A 23,093-nucleotide genomic window follows, 5' to 3' on the forward strand; every position below is an offset into this window, starting at 1 on the left:
CCCATGCCGTCCCGCGCCGCCGTCATCGGTTCGCCGGTGTCGCACTCGCTGTCGCCCGTCCTGCACGCCGCCGCCTACGCGGCGCTGGGCCTCGACTGGACGTACTCGCGGATCGAGTGCGACGAAGCCGGTGTGCCCGCGCTGGTCGCGGGTCTCGACGACTCGTGGACCGGTCTGTCCGTCACGATGCCGGGCAAGCGCGCCGCGCTGGCCGTGGCCACCTCGGTGACCGAGCGGGCGGCCGTGGTCGGCGCGGCCAACACGCTGGTGCGCGTGCCGGACGGGTGGCGGGCTGACTGCACCGATGTGGACGGTGTCATCGGAGCGCTCCGGCACGCGGGCGGTTTTTCCGGTGGCACCAGGGGGTTGCTGCTCGGCGCGGGTGGCACGGCCACCGCGGCGCTCGCCGCGTTCGCCGCACTGGGACTGTCCGAAGTGGACCTCGTGGTCCGCGATCCCGCCCGCACGGTCGAAGCCGTCGCCTGCGCGTCCCGCCTCGGTCTGGGCCTGTCGCTGGTCGCGTGGTCCGCCGCCGACTTCGCCGCGCTGGCCTCGTCGGCGGACGTGCTGGTGAGCACCGTGCCGCCGTCGGCGACCGGGCCCGTGGCCGCGTCGCTGGCGAAGGCGCCGTGCCTGCTGGACGTCATCTACCACCCGTGGCCCACCCCGCTGGGCGTCGCGGTCCTGGAGCAGGGCCGCACGATGGCCACGGGCCTGGACATGCTGCTGCACCAGGCCTTCGGGCAGGTCGAGCAGTTCACCGGCCTGGCCGCCCCCCGCGAGGCCATGCGCGAGGCGCTGAGCACCGCCACCGGCGACGTGCTGCCCCTGCCGATCGCCTGAGCGACCGGCAGGGGCCCGCCTCACGGCAGGGGCGTGGCGTAGATGATCCGCTTCGTGTCGTGCTCGGTGACCGTCCACAGCTCGCCGCGGCCGGGCCAGTACGACAGGTCCTCGACGCCGATGGCCACGTCGCGTTCCGGACTGCCCGCTTCCAGCACCCCGGCGCTCGCCTTGCTGGCGGTCTGGAGGTGACCGGGGCCGGTCGTGCCGCCGCCGGTGCTGTTGAGGTACCAGAGACCTGACGTCGACACCGCGCCCTGCACCCTCGGCTTGATCAGCCGGAGCGCCTCACTGGCCTGCCAGTGGCCGCCCGAGTTGGTGAGCGGTTCGCCGGTGTCCTGGTTCATCGGCCACCGCGCGACCCGCCCGTTGAGGTTCGGGTCGTTCTGGTCCGCGCAGTACTCGCCGGTGGTGATGGAGTGCGGGCTGGTGCTGCGGTCCAGCGAGATGTAGGAGAACTTCTGCGGGCCGGACGCGAGGCACTTGTAGTCCGCGGGGAACGACGCGAGGCCACCGGGGTTCGTCCAGCCGGAGATCTGCGGCATCACGTAGCGGTAGCCGTAGCTGTAGTACGTGCCGTCCTGCCTGCCGACCTTGTCGGAGTCGGTGACGTTGCCGTTCGCGGCGGACTTGATGTCGAAGATGTAGCGCATGTCGAACACCCGGACGCCGCGGTTGGTGTCGGCCAGGTACAGGTAGTTGCCGTACCAGACGATGCCGCCCGCGTGCACGCTGCCGCCGTTGCCCGCCTGGGGCGCGGTCACCGCCTCGTAGGAGGGGTTGCCGGAGCCGTTGACGTACGGGTAGGCGAGCAGCACGTGCTGGTAGTTGCCCGTGTCGCGGTCCAGGAAGGAGACCCGCACACCCTTGGCGGGCGAGGATTCCTTGTTGTACCAGCTGACCAGCATGGGCCGCTTGTCACCCCAGAGCTGGTCGGCCTGCGCGTCGGCGACCGTCGTCACGCCCTGCGGCACCCAGAGCGTGGTGTTGACGTCGCCCGCGGTGAAGCAGAACTTGCCCAGCAGGGGGAGGGACAGCGTGTTCAGCGCGGGGGAGGTGCAGGCGTCGCCCTTGGGCGCGTCGTCGCGGTTCGCCTGGGCCAGGATGTTCTGCACGCCCAGCTTGGGCAGCTCCTGGTCCAGGTCGTTGACGACGAGGCCCTGGGCGAGGTTGGACGGCACCAGGCGGAAGTCCGCCACGGAGGGCGCGGTGACCGCCGCCACCGCGGTGCCGGGCGTGACCACGGCCAACGTGGACGCCGCCAGCGCCGCGGACGCGGCGAGCAGGGACAGCGCGTTCCTGTTCCTCAATCGTTCTCCTCGAATAGGGGTCGGAGGTCGCCCGACCTCCCCGCACCCTAGTGAGGCCCGCCGGCGCGCGGCGCGCGCTGTGGCCGGAACCACGAGGAGCCCGTGCGTCCGAAGTGGACGCACGGGCTCCTCGGTGGTGCGGCTCGGGCGAATCAGCCCTCGTCGAGATCCGTGGCGATGATCTCCGCGATGGCCTCCAGCGCGGCGTCCGCGCCTTCGCCGTCCGCGGACAGCACCACTTCGTCGCCGTGCATCGCGCCGAGTGTCATCAGGCCGAGCACGCTCGCGGCCTCCACGGGCTGGCCGTCGTCCTTGCGGATGGTGACCTTGACCGGCTGACCGGCGGCAGCTTTCGCCAGCAGTGCCGCAGGCCGGGCGTGGAGTCCGACCTTGCTCGCCACGGTGACCCGTCGCTCAGGCATGATCCGTCCTTTCCTTGGTGCTCCCAGGGGGAGTCAGTCCCTCAGCGGCTTGCCGGAGGTCGTGGAGGTCTCGGAGGAGGTGACGACGCTGGGGTCGGCCTCCGGGTCCTCGTCGTCCTCGCGGCCGGGGGTCTTCAGGTTCCACTTGGTGATGACGAAGCGGAACAGGAAGTAGTAGATCGCCGCGTAGACCAGGCCCATGACGATGAGCAGGTACGGCTTGGTGGCGATGTTCCAGTTCAGGATGAAGTCGATCGCACCGGCCGAGAACGAGAAGCCGTCGTGGATGCCCAGCGCGTTGGCGATGGCCAGCGAGGTGCCGGTCAGGACCGCGTGGATCAGGTACAGCGGCCACGCCACGAACATGAACGCGAACTCGAGCGGCTCGGTGACACCCGTGATGAACGAGGTCAGGGCCGCGGAGCCCATGATGCCCGCGATGATCTTCTTCTGCGACGGCTTGGCGGTCTGCCAGATGGCGAACGCCGCGGCGGGCAGGGCGAACATGAAGATCGGGAAGAAGCCGGTCTGGAAGGTGCCCGCGGTGGGGTCGCCCGCGAGGAAGCGGGGGATGTCACCGGTCTTGCCCTCGTACTCGCCGAAGACCTGCCACACGAAGGTGTTCGGGATGTGGTGCAGGCCGAGCGGGATGAGCAGGCGGTTGACCGTGCCGTAGATGCCCGCGCCGATGATCGTGCTGCCCGCCACGGCGTCGCCGAAGGCGGTCAGACCCTTGTCGAACAGCGGGTACAGCAGGCCGAGCACGACGCCGATGAGGATCATGACGCCCGCGACCAGGATCGGCACGAAGCGGCGGCCACCGAAGAAGGCGAGGTACGGGGGCAGCTTGATGCGGTAGTACCGCTGCCACAGGGCCGCTGTCACGAGACCGACGATGATGCCGGTCAACACCCGGTAGTCGATCAGTTCCTGCTTCGCCGTGGCGGGTGCGTCCGCCGCGAGCGGGAGCACGAACGGCGACATCGCCTTGAACACGCCCTGCACGACGACGAAGCCGACGACGGCCGCGAGAGCGGTCGAACCGTCACCACGTCGCGCGAAACCGATCGCCACACCGACCGCGAACAGCAGCGGCAGGTTGGCGAACACGGCGTCACCGGCTGCGCCGATGACCGCGGCCACCTTGTTCCAGCCCAGACCGTCCTTGCCGAGCAAGTCGTCTTGGCCGAGTCGCAACAACAGACCTGCCGCTGGCAGCGCGGCGATCGGCAGCATGAGGCTGCGACCGAAGCGCTGGAGAGCGGCAAGTCCCTTGATCTCGCGACCGCCGGTCGCCTGTGGGGCGCTGGCGCTCATCGGGTACCTCCCTTGGCGGAGTGCGGGCCGGAATCCGGGACGGTCCGGTCCAACTGCATAGTTACCTGGTAGAGATCGCCCCGGTACCAGGAAGTCATGTCCTCGACCGGTCTGCCCAGCGAGCTGGCGACGCGGCGGAAGACGAGGAGCGAGCTGCCCTTGCGGACGCCGAGCAGCTTCGCGGTCTCGGTGTCGGCGCTCTCGGCCCACACCGTCTGCTTGGCGTGGTCGAGCTGCACGCCGTAGTTGTTCGCGATCAACGTGTAGAGCGACGTCGACAGGTCGTGGCGGCGGAGGTCCGGCACCATCCTCGGGTTGTACCAACCGCGCTCGACGGCGAGCGGGACGCCGTCCGCGCGGCGCAGACGGACCAGTCGGTACGCGCGCTCCCGCACGGGCAGGTCGAGCGCGGTCGCCGCGGCCTCCGGCGGGACCGCCTCGTCGAGGCCCAGCACCTCGGTGGCGGGGGTCATGCCGCGCTTGCGCATGTCGTCGGTGAAGGACTCCAGGTAGAGCTGCACGTCCAGCCTGCGGCGGGCGGTGAACGTGCCGCGGCCCTTCGCCCTGGTGAGCAGGCCCTCGGCCACCAGTTGGCCCACCGCGGCGCGCACGGTGATGCGCGACACCTGGTAGCGGTCGGCCAGGTCCCGTTCGGACGGGATCGGCGAACCGGGCGGGAGTTCCTGCTCGGCGAGGCGGCGCAGGATGTCGCGCAGCTGGGCGTGCTTGGGCTTCGGACCGTCGACGATCCTCGTCGGTGTCTCCCGCTCACCCATGTGCACCTCCCCGCTCTCGCCTGTGGTCGACCTCATTGGTACTTTCCGGTCTAGACCAGTTTGTGCGGGGAGAATGCTCTCCGTGCGGAGCGGGTGTCAACCGCCGTTACGTGACCGTGGCCAAGCGGTGTCACCAGTCGAGAGAGGACACGAAGTGGCTGACGAGAAGGCGGAGAAGATCCTCGCTGCGCTCGGCGGGGCGTCGAACATCATCGAGATCGAACCGTGCATCACCCGGCTGCGGTGCGAGCTGGAGGACGGTTCGGTCGTCGACGAGAAGGCGCTCAAGGCCTTGGGGGCGCACGGGGTCATGCGTTCGGGCAACGTCGTGCAGGTCATCGTCGGGCCGGAGGCGGACACGATCGCCAGCGACATCGAGGACCTCCTGTGACGCTCAGCGTGGGCAGCCCGGTCGCGGGCCGGGTCGTCTCCCTCGCCGAGGTGCCCGACCCGGTCTTCGCGCAGGCGATGGTAGGGCCCGGCATCGCGGTGGAGCCGGACAGGGTCGCCGCGGACGTCGTGTCCCCGGTGGACGGCACGGTCGTGACGCTGCACCCGCACGCGTTCGTCGTGGCCACCGAGGGCGGCGCGGGCGTGCTCGTGCACCTCGGCATCGACACCGTGAAGCGCAAGGGCGAGGGCTTCACCCTGCACGTCGTGAAGGGTGAGACCGTGCGCGCGGGCCAGCCCATCGTGAGCTGGGACCCGGCCGAGGTCGAGGCGGCCGGGTTCGCGCCCATCTGCCCCGTCGTCGCGCTGGACGCCCCGGCGGACTCGCTCGGTGACCTCTCGGAGGGGTCCACGGTCGCCGTGGGCGACCAGCTCTTCTCCTGGCAGCGCTGACCTCGCGCGGGTGTCCTCCGACGCGGTGAGCGTCGAATGGGCACCCGCGCGACGTCGTCCGGTCACGGGTCGTGGGTCGCGCCGAACGCACGGCCCGAGCCCGCCGGTCTGCCGGACTCGCGTCGGTGTGCCGGACCTGCGTCGTTGCGTCGGACCTGCGCCGGTCTGCCGGACCCGCACCGGTCCGCCAGCCAGCATCGGTCTCCGGGCCCGCGCAGGTCTGTCGGACCTGCGTCTGTCCACCAGGCCCGCATCGGTCCACCGTGCCCGGCGTCGATCCTCCGGGTCGGCGTTGATCCTCCGGGCCGGCATCGGTCTGCCGGATCCACGTCGGTCTAGCGGATCCGCACCGGTCCGCAGGTGTCCCGCGCGACGTGGTCGCGGTGCTGTGCCGCGACTCGGTCCAGCACGTGCACCCACCCCCCGGCCGGTTCACCCGTCCGGGTCCGTGTGAAAGGTCCGTTCGGCGGTGCTCGTCCTTGTGCCCAGGGGACCACCCGCCGGATCGTTGACCCGTGCACTGGACGGTCTTGGGATTCCTGGCAGGAGCCGCAGGCGCGTGGCTGCTCCGCCGCCTGCGCCGCGGGGCGGTCGTGCCCTGGCTGTGGTGCGCGGTCCCGAACTCGGTCCTGTGGACCGTCGCCGGGCTCCGCCACCCCCCGCCGCACTGGCTCGCGGTGACGCTCGCGCTCGGCTGGCTCGCCGTCGTGCTGACCGCGACCGACGTGCTCCACCGCCGATTGCCCGACGCGCTCACGCTGCCCGCGTACCCGGTCCTGGCGGTGCTCCTCGTGCCCGCGGGGCTCGACACGGGAGTGCGGGCGCTCGCGTGCGGCCTGCTCTTCGGGCTCGGGCACCTCGTCGTCCGGCTCCTGTCGCCCGGCGCGCTCGGCGGTGGCGACGTGAAGCTCGCCGTGCCGCTGGGAGCGGTGCTCGGGGCGGTCTCGTACGGGGCCCTGGCACTGGGTGCCGTCCTGGCTTCCGTCCTGTCCCTGCTGGTCGGGCTCACGCGTCCGGGTGGCGGTATTCCGCACGGGCCGGGCCTGCTGGCCTCGACCTGGCTGTTAGCGGTGTTCTCACTGTGAAAGGATTCGTACCGTGCTGCGCTGGATCACCGCTGGGGAATCACACGGACCCGCTCTCGTCGCCGTGCTGGAAGGCATGGTCTCGGGGGTGGAGGTCACCACCTCGGACCTGACGGTCCAACTGGAACGCCGGAGGCTGGGCTTCGGCCGCAGCCCCCGCATGGGCTTCGAGGCGGACGAGGTGAGCATCCTCGGGGGCGTGCGCCACGGCCTCACCCAGGGCGGGCCCATCGCCGTCACCATCGGCAACAGCGAGTGGCCGAAGTGGGAGAAGGTCATGTCGGCCGACCCGGTCGACCCGAGCCAGCTCAAGCCGACGGGCCGCAACGAGGCGCTGACCAGGCCGAGGCCCGGTCACGCCGACCTGCCGGGGATGCAGAAGTTCGGCTTCGACGAGGCCAGGCCGGTGCTGGAGCGCGCCAGCGCCCGCGAGACCGCCGCCCGCACGGCGCTGGGCACGGTGGCCCGGAACTTCCTCAAGCAGGTCTTCGACGTCGACATCGTCAGCCACGTCGTCTCCATCGGCGGCGCGAAGACGCCGGACGACGCGCCCGTGCCCGGCCCCGGCGACCTGGCCGCGGTCGACGCGAGCCCGGTCCGCGCGTTCGACCCGGCGGGCACCGAGGCGATGGTCGCCGAGGTCGAGGCCGTCAAGAGCGCGGGCGACACCGTGGGCGGCGTGATCGAGGTCATCGCCTACGGCCTGCCGCCGGGCCTCGGCTCGCACGTGCACTGGGACCGCAGGCTCGACTCCCGGCTCGCCGCGGCCCTCATGGGGGTGCAGGCGATGAAGGGCGTGGAGATCGGCGACGGCTTCACGACCGCCACCCGCTGGGGCAGCCAGGCGCACGACGAGATCGACCGCGGCAAGGGCCCGTCCGGCGTCACGCGCCGCAGCAACCGCGCGGGCGGCCTGGAGGGCGGCATCACCAACGGCGAGCCGCTGCGCGCCAGGGTGGCGATGAAGCCGATCTCCACCGTCCCGAAAGCACTGTCCACTGTGGATGTCCGCACCGGTGAGGCCGCCGTCGCCATCCACCAGCGCTCGGACGTGTGCGCGGTGCCGCGCGCGGGCGTCGTGCTGGAGTCCGTGGTCGCGCTGGTCCTCGCCGAGGCGGCGTTGGAGAAGTTCGGCGGCGACTCCATCGCGGAGACCAAGCGCAACGTCGCGTCCTACCTCGAAGCGCTCGAAGCCCGGTGGGAGGGGCTGTGAACGCCCCCGCGTACGTCGTCCTCGGCCCTCCCGGCGCGGGCAAGACGACCATCGGCCAACTGCTGGCCGAACGGCTCGGCGTGCCGTTCCGCGACGTGGACGCCGACATCGTCGCGAGCGCGGGCAAGCCCATCTCGGACATCTTCACCAGCGACGGCGAGCCGGTGTTCCGCGCGATGGAGGAGCAGGCCGTCGCCGACGGCCTGAAGACCCACGAGGGCGTCCTGGCCCTCGGTGGCGGCGCGGTCCTGTCCGCGGCGACCAGGGAACTCCTGGCGGGCCACCGGGTCGTGTTCCTCAACGTCGGCATGGCCGAGGGAGTCCGACGCACCGGCCTGTCCAGCGCCAGACCGCTGCTCACGGGCATCAACCCGAGGGCGACCTTCAAGGCCCTGCTCGACGCGAGGCTCCCGCTCTACCGCGAGGTGGCGACGATCGAGGTCGCCACCGACCACCTGGAACCGAACCAGGTGGTCGACGCCGTGCTGGACGCCGGCTGACCGGTTGACGCGGTCCGGCGGATCGGACCGGGTGGGCTGGGTCCGGCGGGTCCGGGCCGGGTCGGTCAGAGCCAGAGCCGGGCAGGCCGGCGTCGGGAGGGCCGGGTCCGGTTCCGGGATTCAGCGGTGCCGGGCGGTTTGGGCGAAAGCCGGGGCCGGGGTCGGACGAGCTGAGGTCGGCTGGGTCCGGGGTGGGCGAGCCGAGGTCGGCCGTGCTGGACCTCCGTTCGGCGCGCCCGCGCTGGGCAGGCCAGAGGACGGGCGGCCGGCTCGTGCGCTCAGCCCGCGCGGCGCTCCGCACCGGGTTGCGGATCGAAGCGGGGCCGGAGGCACGCCGTGCCTCCGCCGGAGGGTGGGCCGACGTGGCTCGGGGCTGCCTTCGGTGTGGCCGAGCAAGCGCTCTTGGTGCACGGCGGGAGCGGCGGTGCGCGTTCAGCGGTCGCTCCACGTCTGGAACGCGCGGCACTCGGGTCGAACCGCTCCCCCCGGTGTGGGGTCGGTCGGCGCTCCTGCCGGACGTGGTCGAATGGGGGCCACCACGACCGCGCCCCCAGCCGGAGCGGTGGGGAGCGATCCCGATGTCTCCGGGGGTGTCCACGGGAGCATCACCACGAACGAGGGAGAACACTGATGGGCGAGCCGGTGCGGATCCGCGTGGCCGCGGAACGACCGTACGACGTGGTGGTGGGCCGCGGCCTGCTCGGCGACATGGCGGAGGCCGTCAAGGGCATCGCCAAGATCGCGATCATCCACCCGCCGACGCTCGTCGAGACCGCCGAGGCGCTGCGGGAGACGCTGGCCGCGGGCGGGGCCGACGCGCACCGCGTCGAGATCCCGGACGCGGAGGACGGCAAGGACCTCCCCGTGGCGGGCTTCTGCTGGGACGTGCTCGGCAAGATCGGCCTGAGCCGGTCGGACGCCGTGATCGGGCTGGGCGGGGGAGCGGTGACCGACCTCGCGGGGTTCGTCGCCTCGACGTGGATGCGCGGCGTGAAGCTGTTCAACGTCCCCACGACGCTGCTCGGCATGGTCGACGCGTCCGTCGGCGGCAAGACCGGCGTCAACACGTCGGCGGGCAAGAACCTGGTCGGCACGTTCTACGAGCCGACCGCGGTCTTCGCCGACCTCGCGACGCTGGACACGCTGCCGCGCAACGAGCTCGTCGCGGGCATGGCCGAGGTCGTCAAGGGCGGCTTCATCGCCGACCCGGTCATCCTCGACCTGATCGAGGCCGACCCGGAGGCCGCGCTGGACCCGTCCGGCTCGGTGCTGGAGGAACTGGTCCGCCGCAAGATCCAGATCAAGGCCGACGTCGTGTCCGCGGACCTGCGCGAGTCCGACCTCCGCGAGATCCTGAACTACGGCCACACCCTCGGCCACGCCATCGAGCGCCGCGAGCGGTACAAGTGGCGCCACGGCGCGGCGATCAGCGTCGGCCTGGTGTTCGCCGCCGAACTCGCCCGCCTCGCGGGCAGGCTGGACGACGCGACCGCCGACCGCCACAGGGCCGTGCTGACCGCGCTCGGCCTGCCGACCAGCTACGACCCGACCGCGCTTCCGCAGCTCATGGAGGGCATGAGGGTGGACAAGAAGAACCGCGCAGGCGTCCTGCGCTTCGTCGTGCTCGACGGCCTGGCCAAGCCCGGCAGGCTCGAAGGCCCCGACCCGGCCCTGATCGCCGCCGCCTACTCGGCCGTCGCCGCCGAGCCGACCACGGGCGGGGGGATCCTGCTGTGAAGGTCCTCGTCCTCAACGGCCCGAACCTGGGCAGGCTCGGCACCCGCGAACCCGACGTGTACGGCAGCACGACCTACGCCGACCTGGTCGCCCTGTGCGAGAGCACCGGCCGCGAACTGGGCGTGGAGGTCGACGTCCGCCAGACCGACTTCGAGGGCGAGATGCTCGGCTGGCTGCACGAGGCCGCCGACCACGGCTACCCCGTGGTCCTCAACCCGGCGGCGTGGACGCACTACTCGGTGGCCGTCCGCGACGCCTGCTCGCAGCTGACGGCCCCGCTCGTCGAGGTGCACATCTCGAACGTGCACAAGCGCGAGGACTTCCGGCAGCACAGCTACATCTCCGCCGTCGCCGAGGGCACCATCCTCGGTCTCGGCGTCCAGGGCTACGCCCTCGCCCTGCGCTGGCTGGCCACCAAGGCGTGACAGTCGGGCGGTCGCGGCCCCGGAGACGAGCACCCTCCCCGAGGCCGCGGCCCGCACCCGCCTGACACCCGCCCGCCGAAGCCCGCCCCAGACGCCCCGCCCGGACCCCGGCTCGGACCCCGCCGGTCCGGACCCGCCCGAACACCTGGCCCGGACACCGGCACCGGCCCGCCCGGACAACGGCCCGAAGACCTGCCCGTGACCGCCCGGACACCACCTCGAAGAGTTACCCGGACCCCGTCTCGGACACCGCCGTGCCCAGGCCCTACCCAGACCCCTGCCCGGACAACCGGACAGGAGACCTGCCCGCGCCCGCCCGGACAGCCGCCCACGCCCACCAGGACCTCCGCCCGGACACCGGTCGATCGAGCACCGTCATCGGACCGGCCGACCCGCGGGCGTCCCACCACCCGGAGGCCCTCGTGACCCGCGGAGCCCTGCACCACGTCGAACTCTGGGTGCCCGACGTCACCCGTGCGGAAGCCACGATCGGGTGGCTGCTGCTGGAACTCGGTTGGACCGAGTTCCAGCGTTGGCCCGCCGGGGTCAGCTGGCGGCTCGGCGAGACCTACGTGGTCGTCGAGCGGTCGCCCGCGATGGCGGTCGGACCCCACGAGCGGACCCGGCCGGGCCTCAACCACCTCGCGCTGCACGTCGGAGGCCCGGACGCCGTGGACGCGCTGACCTCGGCGGCGCTGGAGCACGGGTGGACGCTGCTGTTCGCCGACCGCCACCCGCACGCGGGTGGGCCTGACCACTACGCCGCGTACCTCGACAACGAGGACGGGTTCGAGATCGAACTCGTGGCTACTACTAGCGAGTAGTCATCCGGTTGGGTGAGTTGATCTTCTACACTGGGTGGTGATTCGCCGAGGGGTCAACCAAGTGGAGGACAGCGCCCGCATGTCGAGGCTTCTCCGGCTCGTGGCGACCCTGTCGGCATCCGTCGTGCTGCTGTCGTCCTGCGACGCGGGCGTGACGATGAACCAGGCCGAGGGCACCGGCGGCGTCGCACCGCCCGCGGAGGTGAAGAAGCCGCAGCGCGCGGCCCCTCCGAAGGAACCGCTGACGCTCGCGGCCGACCGGTCCCGCGGCAGCGCGGGCGTCATCGCGGTCGGCGGCGGCGACTCGCCGTACAACTACGGGCCCACGGTGCTCGTGGAGGACGGCCGCAACCGGATGTGGTGGTGCAGCCAGCTCGGCGTCGCGGTCCCCGCGGGCGACGACCTGCTCTACGCCGAGAGCGCGTCGCTGACCGGACCGTTCGCCGGGCGCGACGGCAGCGTGGCCCAGCCGGTGCTCAGCGGCAGCGTCACCGGCTTCGACGGCGTGCACACCTGCGACCCGTCGGTCATCCACGTCGGCCAGACCTACTACCTCTACTACACCGGCGCGTCCGGCGACCACGCGCACGGCAACGCGATCGGCGTCGCCACCAGCACCGACGGCATCTCCTGGCAGCGCGCCAACGGCGGTCAGCCGATCATCGGCCCGGCCTACGACACCACCCGCGACAACACCTACGGCGCGGGCCAGCCCGCCGCGCTGCACGTGAACGGCTGGTTCTACCTGATGTTCACCGACACCACCGGCTCGGCGGCGGGGTGGAACGGCGCGGGCCAGTTCGTGCTCCGGTCGAAGGACCCGCTGTTCCTGGCCGGGGTGCAGGCGCTGGGCGTGCGAGGCTTCTCCGCCGTCTCCGGCACCAACTCGCCGCGCGCCCGCTCGGTGGTCGACGCGTTCAGCGCGGACTGGATGTGGGTGGAGGCGCTGGACGCGTTCGCCATCGCCCACGAGACCGAGACCGGCACCAGCATCACGTTCTGGAACGCCGACTTCACCGTCCAGCCCTACGCGCGGATCACCGTCCCCGGCCCGTGGCGCGAGGGCCCCGGCCTCGTCCGCACGTCCGAGGGCCACGCCCCGATCGCGTCCGACGACCCGTGCGGGCGCGTGCCGATCGACGTCGTCCGCGCCACCGTCGACGGCGCGGCGGGCGCCCCGACCGACCTGACCCACTTCGGCATGGACCTCGCGGGCGTGCCCGGCTGCGCCACCAAGGAAGCGGCCGTCGTGCTCGACGGCATCGCCGTCCCGTCGCCCGAGCGCACGACGGACCTGGTCGTCGGCGGCAAGGTCGTCCGCCTGGAACGCCGCTCGGTCACCGACCGGCTCGCCAGGACCGTCCTCGCCCACCGCCCGGCGATCGTCGACCAGCTCCCGGTTGCCGCCAGCATCCCGGCGGGCGCGAAGGCCGTGCGCTCACCCGACGGCCGGACCGGCGTGGTCGTGGAGGACGACGAGCTGTGGCTCATCGGCTCCGCCGAGCTGGCCGCCCTCAACTCCTCGACCGTCCAGCAGACCACCGAGGCCGAGTGGCGCAGGTTCACCCCCGCGGGAGACCTGACCAGGTTCCGGCGCTAGTGCGAGCCCTTGGGCTGCGGCGCCGCGTTCCCCAACCCCATCCCGATCGCGGCCGACGCCAGCACCACCAGCGCGGTGAACGCGGCCCCGCCGGTCAGTGCGGGCCACAGCGCCTCGACGCCGGTCTGGTCCACCAGCAACCCGCTGCCGACCACACCCGCCACCCCGGCCAGCGGCCCCGCCACCAGTGACGCGAAGAACCAGCACATCCCGCGCCCCTCGAACCGCCGCCACGCGTCCAACGCGCCCCACAGCACCGCGATCACCACGACGAGCCCGAAGGCGATCAGCCGCACCGCCGAACCGGCTTCGGGGCTGCGCACGGCGACCGCCACCACGCCCGCTTGGACGGCGCCGTGCAGCAAGCCCATCCAGAATCCCCTGACCAGCCACGCGCCCATGGCGAACAGGGTAGTGCCGGGACGCGGGACCGAGGGAAGACCGGTGAACACACCCCTGTGGAACCCGCCCGATACCCCTACTCTGCTGGTATGCCGCCGCACGCCCCGCGTCGCGCCGCACTGCGCGCCATGCTCGTGGAGCAGGACCTCGACGCCCTGCTCGTCACCGACCTGGTGAACGTCCGCTACCTCACGGGGTTCACCGGGTCGAACGCGGCGCTGCTCGTGGCCGCCGACCCGCAGCGGAGCACGGTGTTCTGCACCGACGGCCGCTACCTGGCGCAGGCCGAGGCGCAGGTTCCCGACCTCGAACGGGTGATCGACCGGCCGTGCGACCTCGCGCTGGCGGCGCGGGCGGCGAAGGACGGGCACGGCAGGGTCGGGTTCGAGGGCCAGCACGTGACGGTGGACGGGCTCGCCGCGCTGGAGCAGGTGGTGGAGGGCCTGGTCGGGGCGTCCGGTCTGGTCGAGCGGCTGCGGCTGGTCAAGGACGACGCCGAGGTCGAGGCGTTGCGGATGGCCTGCGCGGCGGCCGACCGGGCGCTGGCCGACCTGGTCGAGCACGGCGGGCTGCGGGCCGGGCGGACCGAGAAGGAGGTCGCGCGCGAGCTGGAGGGCCGGATGCTCGACCACGGGGCCGCGGGGCCGTCGTTCGACTCGATCGTGGCGGCCGGGCCCCATTCGGCGATCCCGCACCACGAGCCGACCGACGCGGTGCTCAAGGCGGGCGACCTCGTGAAGCTGGACTTCGGGGCGCTGGTCGACGGCTACCACTCCGACATGACCCGCACCCTCGTGCTGGGCAAGGCCGCCGACTGGCAGCGCGACCTGTACGACCTGGTCCTGCGGTCGCAGGCGGCCGGGCGGGCCGCTCTGCTGCCGGACGCCGACGTGCGGGCGGTGGACGCGGCGTCGCGGCAGGTGATCGTGGACGCGGGGTACGGGCCGCGGTTCCCGCACGGGCTCGGCCACGGGGTAGGACTGCGCATCCACGAGGCTCCGGCGCTGTCCAAGTCCGGTGAAGGTACACTTTCCGCCGGTATGGCGGTCACCGTCGAGCCCGGCGTCTACCTGTCGGGGAAGGGCGGTGTCCGCATCGAGGACACGCTCGTGGTGCGCGAGAGCGCGCCGGAGCTCCTCACCCTGACCACGAAGGAACTCGTGGTCGTCTAAGCGCCCGCTCCGCCGGGCCCGCCCCTTGAGACAACAGGAGAGACCACCACCGTGGCCACGACCAACGACCTGAAGAACGGCCTGGTGCTGAACCTCGACGGCCAGCTCTGGACCGTCACCGCGTTCCAGCACGTCAAGCCGGGCAAGGGTGGCGCCTTCGTGCGCACCACGTTGAAGCACGTCCTGTCCGGCAAGGTCGTGGACAAGACCTTCAACGCGGGCACCAAGGTCGAGACGGCCACCGTGGACAAGCGGACGATGACGTACCTGTACAAGGACGGCAACGACTTCGTCTTCATGGACAGCGACACGTTCGACCAGATCACCGTGCCCGGCGAGACCGTCTCCGACGCCGCGGGCTACATGCTGGAGAACCAGGAGGCCATGGTCGCCACCCACGAGGGCGTGCCGCTCTTCGTGGAGCTCCCGACCTCGGTCGAGCTGCTGATCGAGCACACCGACCCCGGCCTCCAGGGCGACCGCTCGACGGGTGGCACGAAGCCCGCGAAGCTGGAGACCGGCGCCGAGATCCAGGTGCCGCTGTTCGTCACCACCGGCGAGAAGGTCAAGGTCGACACCCGCGACGGTCGCTACCTCGGCCGTGTGAGCAGCTGACGTGGGAGCGCGCAGCAAGGCCCGCAAACGCGCGGTCGACATCCTCTTCGAGGCGGACCTGCGTGGCGAGGACCCGGTGACGCTGGTCGCGGGCCGGGTCGGGTCGGCCGACGTGCCGCCGGTGAACGACTACACGGTGACCCTCGTCGAGGGCGTGAAGGCGCACCAGGCGCGGATCGACGACCTGATCTCGGAGCACGCCGAGGGCTGGACGCTCCAGCGGATGCCCGCGGTCGACCGCGCGGTCCTGCGCATCGGCCTCTACGAGCTGCTGTGGGCGACGGACGTGCCGGACGCGGTCGCGATCGACGAGGCGATCGAGCTGGCGAAGGGGCTGTCCACCGACGACTCGCCGCGGTTCATCAACGGCGTGCTCGGCCGGATCGCCGTCATCGCGGACCAGTTGCGCGCGGTCCTCTAGCACGTGCTGGACGGACTAAGGCCACCTCGGGTCGAACCGGGGTGGCCTTAGTCGTCTCAGTCCTCCTTGGCCGGACGGGCCTCGGGGGGAAGCACGCCCCAGTCGATGAGCTGCTCGGTGAGCTCACCGGGGGTCATGTCGTAGATGATCGCGAGCGAACGCAGGTCCTCGGTGCGGATGGAGAGCACCTTGCCGTTGTAGTCGCCGCGCTGGCTCTGGATGGTGGCGGCGTACCGCGCGAGCGGCCCCACCTTCTCGGCCGGTAGCTGTTGCAGCCGTTCGAGGTTGATGACGATCTTCGTGGCGGGTTCGGCACCCGACGGCACCCGACCCTCCGGCAGCAGTTCGGCCACCGGCACCCCGTAGAAGTCGGCCAGCTCGGCCAGCTTCTGCACGGTCACGGCTCGGTCGCCCCGCTCGTACGAGCCGACGACCACGGCCTTCCAGCGACCGCCGGACTTCTGCTCGACGCCGTGCAGGGACAAGCCCTGCTGCTGCCGGATCGCGCGGAGCTTGGCCCCCAACGCCTTGGCGTAGTCGCCCATGTGGCGGTTCTCCGTTCATTCGCCCCGTCAGCCGGTAGGGGACTGGGCCGGGGAGGTCAGACTCAATACGCAGAGTAATGATTGCTCTCCGTGGTCGCCAGGTCAAGCTGATCTCGTCAGTCCGTGCGTGCGAGAGCCTCGACACCACCCGTCAGGTGGGCGCCTCGTGAGTGATACCGTGCAGGTCAGCCCGGTCGAAGCCGGGTGTCCGACGTCCTTTAAGGACCCGTCCTGTGAGGCGGGGAAGGAGGTCCAACCGTGGCGCCACGTCAACGTGGTGCGACGGATCCGGCCGGGGAGCGCGAGCTTCTCTCGGCCGGTGACGTCGCACGCACTGTCGCCCGAATGGCCCATCAGATCATCGAGAAGACCGCTCTTGATGCACCGAGCGCACCCGCAGTAGTCCTGATGGGCATACCGAGTCGGGGAGCACCACTCGCTCGCCGACTGGCCCTCAAGATCGCGGAGTTCAGCGGTGTCGAGGTGCCCACGGGCACCCTGGACGTCACCCTCTACCGCGATGACCTGCGGAGAGGCCCCACCAGGCCGCTGGAGACCACGTCGCTGCCCGAGGGCGGGATCGACGACCGCCTCGTGGTGCTCGTCGACGACGTCCTGTTCTCCGGTCGCACGATCCGCGCCGCGCTCGACGCCCTGCGCGACCACGGCCGCCCCCGCGCCGTGCAGCTCGCCGTGCTCGTCGACCGCGGGCACCGGGAACTGCCGATCCGAGCCGACTACGTTGGCAAGAATGTGCCAACGTCGCGCAGCGAGGACGTGGCGGTGCTGCTGGACGAGTTCGACGGGCGCGACGGAGTGGTGCTGAAGTGAAGCACCTCCTCTCCACCGAAGGCCTCGACCGCGCGACCGCCACGTCGATCCTCGACACGGCGGACAACCTCAAGCGGGCCCTGCTCGGCCGGGAGGTCCGCAAGCTCCCGACGCTGCGCGGCCGCACGGTCATCACCCTGTTCTACGAGAACTCCACGCGCACCAGGGTCTCCTTCGAGATCGCGGGCAAGTGGATGAGCGCGGACGTGATCAACGTGTCCGCGGGCGGGTCGAGCGTGAGCAAGGGCGAGTCCCTTCGCGACACCGCGCTCACGCTGGCCGCCGCGGGCGCCGACTGCGTGATCGTCCGGCACCCCGCCTCCGGTGCGGCGCACCGGCTCGCGGGCTGGCTGGCCGAGGCGGGCACGTCCGTCGTCAACGCGGGCGACGGGATGCACGAGCACCCCACCCAGGCGCTGCTGGACGCGGCGACGCTGCGCGAACGGCTCGGCTCCGTCGAGGGCCGCCGGATCGCCATCGTCGGCGACGTCCTGCACAGCCGGGTCGTCCGGTCGAACGTGCACCTGCTCGCCGCGCTGGGCGCCGACGTGGTGCTGGTCGCCCCGCCGACGCTGCTGCCGGTCGGCGTGGCCAACTGGCCCGTCACCGTCTCGCACGAACTCGACGCGGAACTGCCGAGCCTGGACGCGGTCATGCTGCTGCGCGTGCAGGCCGAGCGGATGCACGGCGGGTTCTTCCCGTCGGCCCGCGAGTACTCGATCGCCTACGGGCTCAACGAGAACCGCCTGCGCCTCATGCCGGAGCACGCCGTCGTGCTGCACCCCGGTCCGATGCTCCGCGGGATGGAGATCGCCTCGGCGGTCGCGGACTCCCCGCGCGCGGCCATCACCGACCAGGTGCGCAACGGCGTCCACCTGCGCATGGCGGTCCTCTACCACTTGCTCGCCCACGAGGAGGAAACGTCGTGAGTCCCTTGGTGATCAGGGGAGTTCGCCCCTACGGCGAGGGTGACCCGGTCGACGTGCTGGTCCGCGACGGCGTCATCGCCGAGATCGGCTCGGTCAGCGCGGACGACGTGGAGACCGTCGACGGCGCGGGCGCGGTGCTGCTGCCCGGCTTCGTCGACCTGCACACCCACCTGCGCGAACCGGGCCGCGAGGACACCGAGACGATCGAGACCGGTTCCCGCGCCGCCGCGCTCGGCGGCTACACGGCGGTGTTCGCCATGGCCAACACCGACCCGGTGGCCGACAACGCGGTGATCGTGGAGCACGTGTGGCGCCGCGGCCGCGAGGTCGGGCTGGTCGACGTGCACCCGGTCGGCGCCGTCACCGTCGGGCTCAAGGGCGAGAAGCTCGCCGAGCTGGGCACGATGGCGAAGTCCGCGGCGAACGTCCGGCTCTTCTCCGACGACGGCCACTGCGTGCACGACCCGCTGGTCATGCGCCGCGCCCTGGAGTACTCCAAGGCGCTCGACGTGGTCGTCGCCCAGCACGCCGAGGAGCCGCGGCTGACCGTCGGCGCCCAGGCGCACGAGGGTGAGCAGGCCGCTCGGCTCGGCCTCCAGGGCTGGCCCGCCGCCGCCGAGGAGTCGATCGTCGCGCGTGACTGCCTGCTGGCGCTGCACGCGGGGGCCAGGCTGCACGTCTGCCACGTGTCCACGACGGGCACGGCGGACGTGCTGAGGTGGGCCAAGGCGCGGGGCACGACCGTGTCGGCCGAGGTCACCCCCCACCACCTGCTGCTCACCGACGACCGGCTGAGCACCTACGACCCGGTCAACAAGGTCAACCCGCCGCTGCGGACGGGCACCGACGTCCAGGCGCTGCGCCGGGCCCTCGCCGAGGGCGTCATCGACTGCGTCGCGACCGACCACGCCCCGCACGCCGTGCAGGACAAGGACTGCGAGTGGTCCGCGGCCCGCCCCGGCATGCTGGGTCTCCAGACCGCCCTGTCCGTGGTCGTCGAGACCATGGTCAAGACCGGCCTGCTGGACTGGCGCGGCGTGGCGCGGGTGATGAGCGAACGGCCCGCCGAGATCGCCGGGCTGCCGGACCACGGTCGCCCGATCGAGGTCGGCGAGCCCGCGAACCTGGTGCTGGTCGACCCGGACGCCACCTGGACCGTGCGCGGCGCGGACCTGGCGAGCGTCGCGGGCAACACCCCGTTCGAGGGCATGGAGCTGCCCGCCGTGGTGACGGCCACCCTGCTGCGCGGACGCGTCACGGCGGGGAGGATCCCGGCATGACCAGGGTGTTCCTCTCGCTGGCGGTGCTGGCGTTCTTCGCGCTGTGCCTCTACGGCATGTGGCACGGCTGGCAGCGCCGCGCGCGCCGCCAGGCGGCCGTGCTCGCCGACTTCCCGGCCGTGCCCACCGACACCGGTGCGGTGCTGCTGGAGACGACGGGCCAGTACATCGGCACGACCATCGGCGACAACTGGCAGGACCGGATCGCCGTCGGCGACATCGGCCACCGGGCCGAGGCCGTGCTGCGGCTGACCGACCGGGGCGTGCGGATCGAGCGCACCGGCGCCTCCGAGCTGTGGATCCCGAGGTCGGCGGTCGAGTCCGCGCGCACCGACCGGGGTCTCGCGGGCAAGGTCATGACCAAGGACGGCCTGCTGGTCGTCCGGTGGCACCTGGGCGAGCAGCTCGTGGACACCGGCTTCCGCGGCGACGACAAAGACGTGTACGAGCAGTGGGTGGACGCGCTGAACACCGGTGCGGCCAAGGGAGGTACGACGTGAGCAAGGCAGCACTGGTCCTCGAAGACGGTCGCGTGTTCCGCGGCGAGGCCTACGGAGCACTGGGCGAGAGCCTGGGCGAGGTCGTGTTCTCCACCGGCATGACCGGCTACCAGGAGACGCTGACCGACCCCTCCTACCACCGCCAGATCGTGGTGCAGACCGCCCCGCAGATCGGCAACACCGGCTGGAACGACGAGGACGACGAGTCCTCGCGCATCTGGGTCGCGGGCTACGTCGTGCGCGACCCCTCCCGCAAGCCGTCCAACTGGCGCTCGGTCCGCGGCCTCGACGAGGAGCTGGTCCGCCAGCGCGTCGTCGGCATCGCGGGCGTCGACACGCGGATGCTGACCCGCCACCTGCGCGAGCAGGGCGCGATGCGCGCGGGCGTCTTCTCCGGCGACGCGCTGGACAGCGACGAGGCCCTCGTGGGCCGCGTCCTGGACAGCCCGCCGATGAAGGGCTCCGACCTCGCGGGCGACGTCACCACGGAACGGGCCTACGTCGTCCCCGCGGTCGGCGAGCGGCGCTTCCGCGTCGCCGCGCTCGACCTGGGCATCAAGTCCAACACCCCCAGGATGATGGCGGCGCGCGGCATCGAGGTGCACGTGCTCCCGCTCTCGTCCACCCTGGACGACCTGCTGGCGGTCGAGGCCGACGGCGTCTTCCTGTCCAACGGGCCGGGCGACCCGGCGACCCAGACGCACGCGATCGAGCTGACGAGGTCGGTGCTGGAGCGGCGGATCCCGCTGTTCGGCATCTGCTTCGGCAACCAGATCCTGGGCCGCGCGCTGGGCCGCGACACCTACAAGATGCGCTACGGCCACCGCGGCATCAACATCCCGGTGATCGACGTGCGCACCGGCAAGGTGGCCATCACCGCGCAGAACCACGGGTTCGCGCTGGAGGGCGAGCCGGGCGAGGAGTTCTCCTCGGACTTCGGCCGCGTCCAGCTCAGCCACTACTGCCCGAACGACGACACCATCGAGGGCGTCCGCGCCCTGGAGGCCCCGGCGTTCAGCGTGCAGTACCACCCCGAGGCCGCGGCCGGTCCCCACGACGCCGCGCCCCTGTTCGACGAGTTCGCGACCATGATGAGCGAGGCCCGCTGACATGCCGAAGCGCACCGACATCAAGCACGTGCTGGTCATCGGGTCCGGCCCGATCGTCATCGGCCAGGCGTGCGAGTTCGACTACTCCGGCACCCAGGCCTGCCGGGTGCTGCGGGAGGAGGGCATCAGGGTCAGCCTGGTGAACTCCAACCCGGCCACGATCATGACCGACCCCGAGTTCGCCGACGCGACCTACATCGAGCCCATCACGGCCGAGTTCGTCGAGAAGGTCATCGCGATCGAGCGGCCCGACGCCATCCTCGCGACGCTGGGCGGCCAGACCGCGCTCAACACGGCCATCGCGCTGCACGAGCGCGGCGTGCTGGAGAAGTACAACGTCGAGCTGATCGGCGCCGACATCGACGCCATCAACCGCGGTGAGGACCGGCAGATCTTCAAGGAGCTGGTCCGCAAGATCGGCGCCGAGGTGCCGCGCAGCGCCGTGTGCAAGTCGATGGACGAGGTCCGCGAGACCGTCGCCGACCTCGGGCTGCCGGTCGTCATCCGGCCGTCGTTCACCATGGGCGGCCTCGGTTCCGGCATGGCGCACACCCCCGAGGAGCTGGAGCGGCTCGCCGCGACCGGCCTCGCGGAGTCGCCGGTCACCGAGGTGCTCATCGAGGAGAGCGTGCTCGGCTGGAAGGAGTACGAGCTGGAGCTGATGCGGGACCGCAACGACAACGTCGTGGTCGTCTGCTCCATCGAGAACATCGACCCGATGGGCGTGCACACCGGCGACTCGGTGACGGTGGCGCCCGCGATGACGCTGACCGACCGCGAGTTCCAGCACATGCGCGACGTCGGCATCGACGTCATCCGCGAGGTCGGCGTGGACACCGGCGGCTGCAACATCCAGTTCGCGATCGAGCCGTCGACCGGCCGCATGGTCGTCATCGAGATGAACCCGCGCGTGTCGCGGTCGTCCGCGCTGGCGTCGAAGGCGACGGGCTTCCCGATCGCCAAGATCGCCGCCAAGCTCGCCATCGGCTACTCGCTCGACGAGATCCGCAACGACATCACCGGCGAGACCCCGGCGAGCTTCGAGCCGACTCTGGACTACGTGGTCGTGAAGATCCCGCGGTTCGCGTTCGAGAAGTTCCCCGGCGCCGACCCCACGCTCACCACGACCATGAAGAGCGTCGGCGAGGCCATGTCCATGGGCCGCAACTTCGTCGAGGCGCTGGGCAAGGCCATGCGCTCCATGGAGACCAAGGACGCGGGCTTCTGGACCCGGCCCGACCCGGAGGGCACGACCCTCGAAGGCCTGCTGGAGGACCTGGGCACCGGCCACGACGGCCGCCTGTACACGGTGGACCGCGCGCTGCGCTTCGGCGCCACGGTCGAGCAGGTGCACGAGGCCTCCGGCATCGACCCGTGGTTCATCGAGCAGATCGCCTGGCTCAACGAGCTGCGCGGCGAGATCGAGGTCTCGCCCGTGCTGGACGAGACCCTGCTGCGCAAGGCGAAGCGGGCCGGGCTGTCCGACCGGCAGATCGCCGTGCTGCGGTCCGAGCTGGCCGGTGAGGACGGCGTGCGGGCGCTGCGGCACCGCCTGGGCGTGCGGCCGGTCTACAAGACCGTGGACACCTGCGCGGCCGAGTTCGCGGCGAAGACGCCGTACCACTACTCCGCCTACGAGCTGGACCCGAACGCCGAGACCGAGGTGACCGAGCAGCGCGAGCGCGACAAGGTCCTCATCCTCGGCTCCGGGCCCAACCGCATCGGCCAGGGCATCGAGTTCGACTACTCCTGCGTGCACGCCGCCATGGCGCTGCGGGCGGCCGGGTTCGAGACCGTCATGGTCAACTGCAACCCGGAGACCGTGTCGACCGACTACGACACCTCGGACCGGCTGTACTTCGAGCCGCTCACGCGCGAGGACGTGCTGAACGTCGTCGAGGCCGAGCTGGCCGCCGGCCCGGTGCACGGGATCATCGTCAGCCTCGCCGGCCAGACGCCGCTGAAGCTCAGCCACGACCTGCCACCGCACCTCGTGCTCGGCACGTCGCCCGAGTCCATCGACCTGGCCGAGGACCGCGAGCGGTGGAACGCGCTGTGCGCCCGTCTGGAGATCCCGCAACCCGCGGGTGGCACCGCGGTCACCGTCGACGAGGCGTTGCGCATCATCGATCGCATCGGCTACCCGGCCCTGATCCGGCCGTCCTACGTGCTCGGCGGCCGGGCGATGTCGATCGTCTACGACGAGCAGGGCCTGCGCGACGCGATGGCCGAGCTCGCCGGCTTCGGATCGCTCGGCAAGGAAGGCGGGCTCTCGGCGTCGAGGCCCGTGCTCGTCGACCGGTTCCTCGAGGACGCCATCGAGGTCGACGTCGACTCCCTGCGCGACGCCACCGGCGAGGTGGTGATCGGCGCGGTGATGGAGCACGTAGAGGA

The 23,093-nt window shown here is 71.6% G+C and carries 25 protein-coding genes; 19 read left to right on the forward strand and 6 right to left on the reverse strand.

Going from position 1 to position 23,093, the window contains the following annotated elements; translation table 11 throughout:
* Positions 1-3 precede the first annotated feature (3 nt).
* Positions 4-843, forward strand: coding sequence for a shikimate dehydrogenase (locus VFZ92_RS38300; RefSeq protein ID WP_330882251.1), 840 nt, complete (start codon positions 4-6; stop codon positions 841-843).
* Positions 844-863: 20 nt separating this feature from the next.
* Here the strand turns inward: VFZ92_RS38300 and VFZ92_RS38305 are convergent, their stop codons facing one another.
* The 4 genes from VFZ92_RS38305 to VFZ92_RS38320 all read right to left on the reverse strand — a co-directional run bounded on the left by VFZ92_RS38305 (position 864) and on the right by VFZ92_RS38320 (position 4,668).
* The gene (locus tag VFZ92_RS38305) at positions 864-2,153 is read right to left on the reverse strand and encodes a hypothetical protein (RefSeq protein WP_330882253.1); all 1,290 of its coding nucleotides are present in this window, start codon (positions 2,151-2,153) and stop codon (positions 864-866) included.
* A gap of 152 nt (positions 2,154-2,305) precedes the next feature.
* The gene (locus VFZ92_RS38310) at positions 2,306-2,575 is read right to left on the reverse strand and encodes an HPr family phosphocarrier protein (protein WP_259626918.1); all 270 of its coding nucleotides are present in this window, start codon (positions 2,573-2,575) and stop codon (positions 2,306-2,308) included.
* Between the two features lie 33 nt (positions 2,576-2,608).
* Complete coding sequence (locus VFZ92_RS38315) at positions 2,609-3,892, reverse strand: PTS transporter subunit EIIC (RefSeq protein ID WP_330882257.1); 1,284 nt, start codon at positions 3,890-3,892, stop codon at positions 2,609-2,611.
* Positions 3,889-4,668 (reverse strand): GntR family transcriptional regulator, encoded by a 780-nt coding sequence (locus VFZ92_RS38320; protein ID WP_330882259.1) that lies wholly within the window; start codon positions 4,666-4,668, stop codon positions 3,889-3,891. The genes VFZ92_RS38315 and VFZ92_RS38320 overlap by 4 nt, the downstream gene beginning before the upstream one ends.
* A gap of 154 nt (positions 4,669-4,822) precedes the next feature.
* Here VFZ92_RS38320 and VFZ92_RS38325 point away from each other — a divergent pair, with 154 nt between their 5' ends.
* From VFZ92_RS38325 to VFZ92_RS38365, 9 genes are all read left to right on the forward strand, one after another.
* Complete coding sequence (locus VFZ92_RS38325; RefSeq protein ID WP_330882261.1) at positions 4,823-5,059, forward strand: PTS glucose/sucrose transporter subunit IIB; 237 nt, start codon at positions 4,823-4,825, stop codon at positions 5,057-5,059.
* Positions 5,056-5,511, forward strand: a complete 456-nt coding sequence (locus tag VFZ92_RS38330) for a PTS glucose transporter subunit IIA (RefSeq protein WP_330882263.1) — start codon at positions 5,056-5,058, stop codon at positions 5,509-5,511. Before VFZ92_RS38325 ends, VFZ92_RS38330 begins: the two co-directional genes overlap by 4 nt.
* Before the next feature lie 515 nt (positions 5,512-6,026).
* Complete coding sequence (locus VFZ92_RS38335; protein ID WP_330882265.1) at positions 6,027-6,596, forward strand: prepilin peptidase; 570 nt, start codon at positions 6,027-6,029, stop codon at positions 6,594-6,596.
* A 13-nt stretch (positions 6,597-6,609) separates the two neighbouring features.
* Complete coding sequence (gene aroC, locus VFZ92_RS38340; RefSeq protein WP_330882267.1) at positions 6,610-7,809, forward strand: chorismate synthase; 1,200 nt, start codon at positions 6,610-6,612, stop codon at positions 7,807-7,809.
* A complete protein-coding gene (locus tag VFZ92_RS38345; protein ID WP_330882270.1) occupies positions 7,806-8,309 on the forward strand; it encodes a shikimate kinase in 504 nt (167 codons plus the stop codon). The genes aroC and VFZ92_RS38345 overlap by 4 nt, the downstream gene beginning before the upstream one ends.
* A 630-nt stretch (positions 8,310-8,939) precedes the next feature.
* Positions 8,940-10,046 carry a 3-dehydroquinate synthase gene (aroB, locus tag VFZ92_RS38350; RefSeq protein WP_330882272.1) on the forward strand — a complete coding sequence of 369 codons (1,107 nt, stop codon included), beginning with the start codon at positions 8,940-8,942 and terminating at the stop codon, positions 10,044-10,046.
* The gene (aroQ, locus tag VFZ92_RS38355; RefSeq protein ID WP_330882274.1) at positions 10,043-10,471 is read left to right on the forward strand and encodes a type II 3-dehydroquinate dehydratase; all 429 of its coding nucleotides are present in this window, start codon (positions 10,043-10,045) and stop codon (positions 10,469-10,471) included. The genes aroB and aroQ overlap by 4 nt, the downstream gene beginning before the upstream one ends.
* Before the next feature lie 254 nt (positions 10,472-10,725).
* A complete protein-coding gene (locus VFZ92_RS38360) occupies positions 10,726-11,295 on the forward strand; it encodes a VOC family protein (RefSeq protein WP_330882276.1) in 570 nt (189 codons plus the stop codon).
* 79 nt (positions 11,296-11,374) lie between these two features.
* Entirely contained in the window at positions 11,375-12,895 is a 1,521-nt protein-coding gene (locus VFZ92_RS38365; RefSeq protein WP_330882278.1) for a beta-xylosidase, read from the forward strand.
* Here the strand turns inward: VFZ92_RS38365 and VFZ92_RS38370 are convergent.
* Entirely contained in the window at positions 12,892-13,296 is a 405-nt protein-coding gene (locus VFZ92_RS38370) for a B-4DMT family transporter (protein WP_330882280.1), read from the reverse strand. The two genes, VFZ92_RS38365 and VFZ92_RS38370, sit on opposite strands and share 4 nt — an antisense overlap.
* A gap of 90 nt (positions 13,297-13,386) precedes the next feature.
* Here VFZ92_RS38370 and VFZ92_RS38375 point away from each other — a divergent pair, with 90 nt between their 5' ends.
* The 3 genes from VFZ92_RS38375 to nusB are packed head-to-tail and all read left to right on the forward strand — an operon-like array spanning position 13,387 to position 15,505.
* Positions 13,387-14,469 carry a Xaa-Pro peptidase family protein gene (locus VFZ92_RS38375; RefSeq protein WP_330882282.1) on the forward strand — a complete coding sequence of 361 codons (1,083 nt, stop codon included), beginning with the start codon at positions 13,387-13,389 and terminating at the stop codon, positions 14,467-14,469.
* A gap of 51 nt (positions 14,470-14,520) precedes the next feature.
* Positions 14,521-15,084, forward strand: a complete 564-nt coding sequence (efp, locus tag VFZ92_RS38380) for an elongation factor P (RefSeq protein ID WP_330882284.1) — start codon at positions 14,521-14,523, stop codon at positions 15,082-15,084.
* Between the two features lies 1 nt (position 15,085).
* Entirely contained in the window at positions 15,086-15,505 is a 420-nt protein-coding gene (gene nusB / locus VFZ92_RS38385) for a transcription antitermination factor NusB (RefSeq protein ID WP_330882286.1), read from the forward strand.
* A gap of 56 nt (positions 15,506-15,561) precedes the next feature.
* On the opposite strand, the gene VFZ92_RS38390 is transcribed toward nusB, so the two are convergent.
* On the reverse strand, positions 15,562-16,050 hold the full coding sequence (locus VFZ92_RS38390) for a transcriptional regulator (RefSeq protein ID WP_015103676.1): 489 nt from the start codon (positions 16,048-16,050) through the stop codon (positions 15,562-15,564).
* A gap of 258 nt (positions 16,051-16,308) precedes the next feature.
* Between VFZ92_RS38390 and pyrR the strand changes: the two genes are divergently transcribed.
* From pyrR to carB, 6 genes are all read left to right on the forward strand, one after another.
* Entirely contained in the window at positions 16,309-16,881 is a 573-nt protein-coding gene (gene pyrR, locus VFZ92_RS38395; RefSeq protein WP_330882301.1) for a bifunctional pyr operon transcriptional regulator/uracil phosphoribosyltransferase PyrR, read from the forward strand.
* Complete coding sequence (locus tag VFZ92_RS38400) at positions 16,878-17,810, forward strand: aspartate carbamoyltransferase catalytic subunit (RefSeq protein WP_330882303.1); 933 nt, start codon at positions 16,878-16,880, stop codon at positions 17,808-17,810. Before pyrR ends, VFZ92_RS38400 begins: the two co-directional genes overlap by 4 nt.
* On the forward strand, positions 17,807-19,090 hold the full coding sequence (locus tag VFZ92_RS38405) for a dihydroorotase (RefSeq protein WP_330882305.1): 1,284 nt from the start codon (positions 17,807-17,809) through the stop codon (positions 19,088-19,090). The genes VFZ92_RS38400 and VFZ92_RS38405 overlap by 4 nt, the downstream gene beginning before the upstream one ends.
* Entirely contained in the window at positions 19,087-19,590 is a 504-nt protein-coding gene (locus tag VFZ92_RS38410; protein WP_330882307.1) for a transporter, read from the forward strand. The genes VFZ92_RS38405 and VFZ92_RS38410 overlap by 4 nt, the downstream gene beginning before the upstream one ends.
* Positions 19,587-20,699, forward strand: coding sequence for a glutamine-hydrolyzing carbamoyl-phosphate synthase small subunit (gene carA, locus VFZ92_RS38415; RefSeq protein ID WP_330882309.1), 1,113 nt, complete (start codon positions 19,587-19,589; stop codon positions 20,697-20,699). The genes VFZ92_RS38410 and carA overlap by 4 nt, the downstream gene beginning before the upstream one ends.
* 1 nt (position 20,700) lies before the next feature.
* Positions 20,701-23,093: carbamoyl-phosphate synthase large subunit (gene carB / locus VFZ92_RS38420; RefSeq protein ID WP_330882311.1), on the forward strand; the 2,393-nt coding region annotated here is incomplete at its 3' end.

This window comes from Umezawaea sp., from assembly GCF_036375055.1.
In the GTDB taxonomy this organism is placed as follows: domain Bacteria; phylum Actinomycetota; class Actinomycetes; order Mycobacteriales; family Pseudonocardiaceae; genus Umezawaea.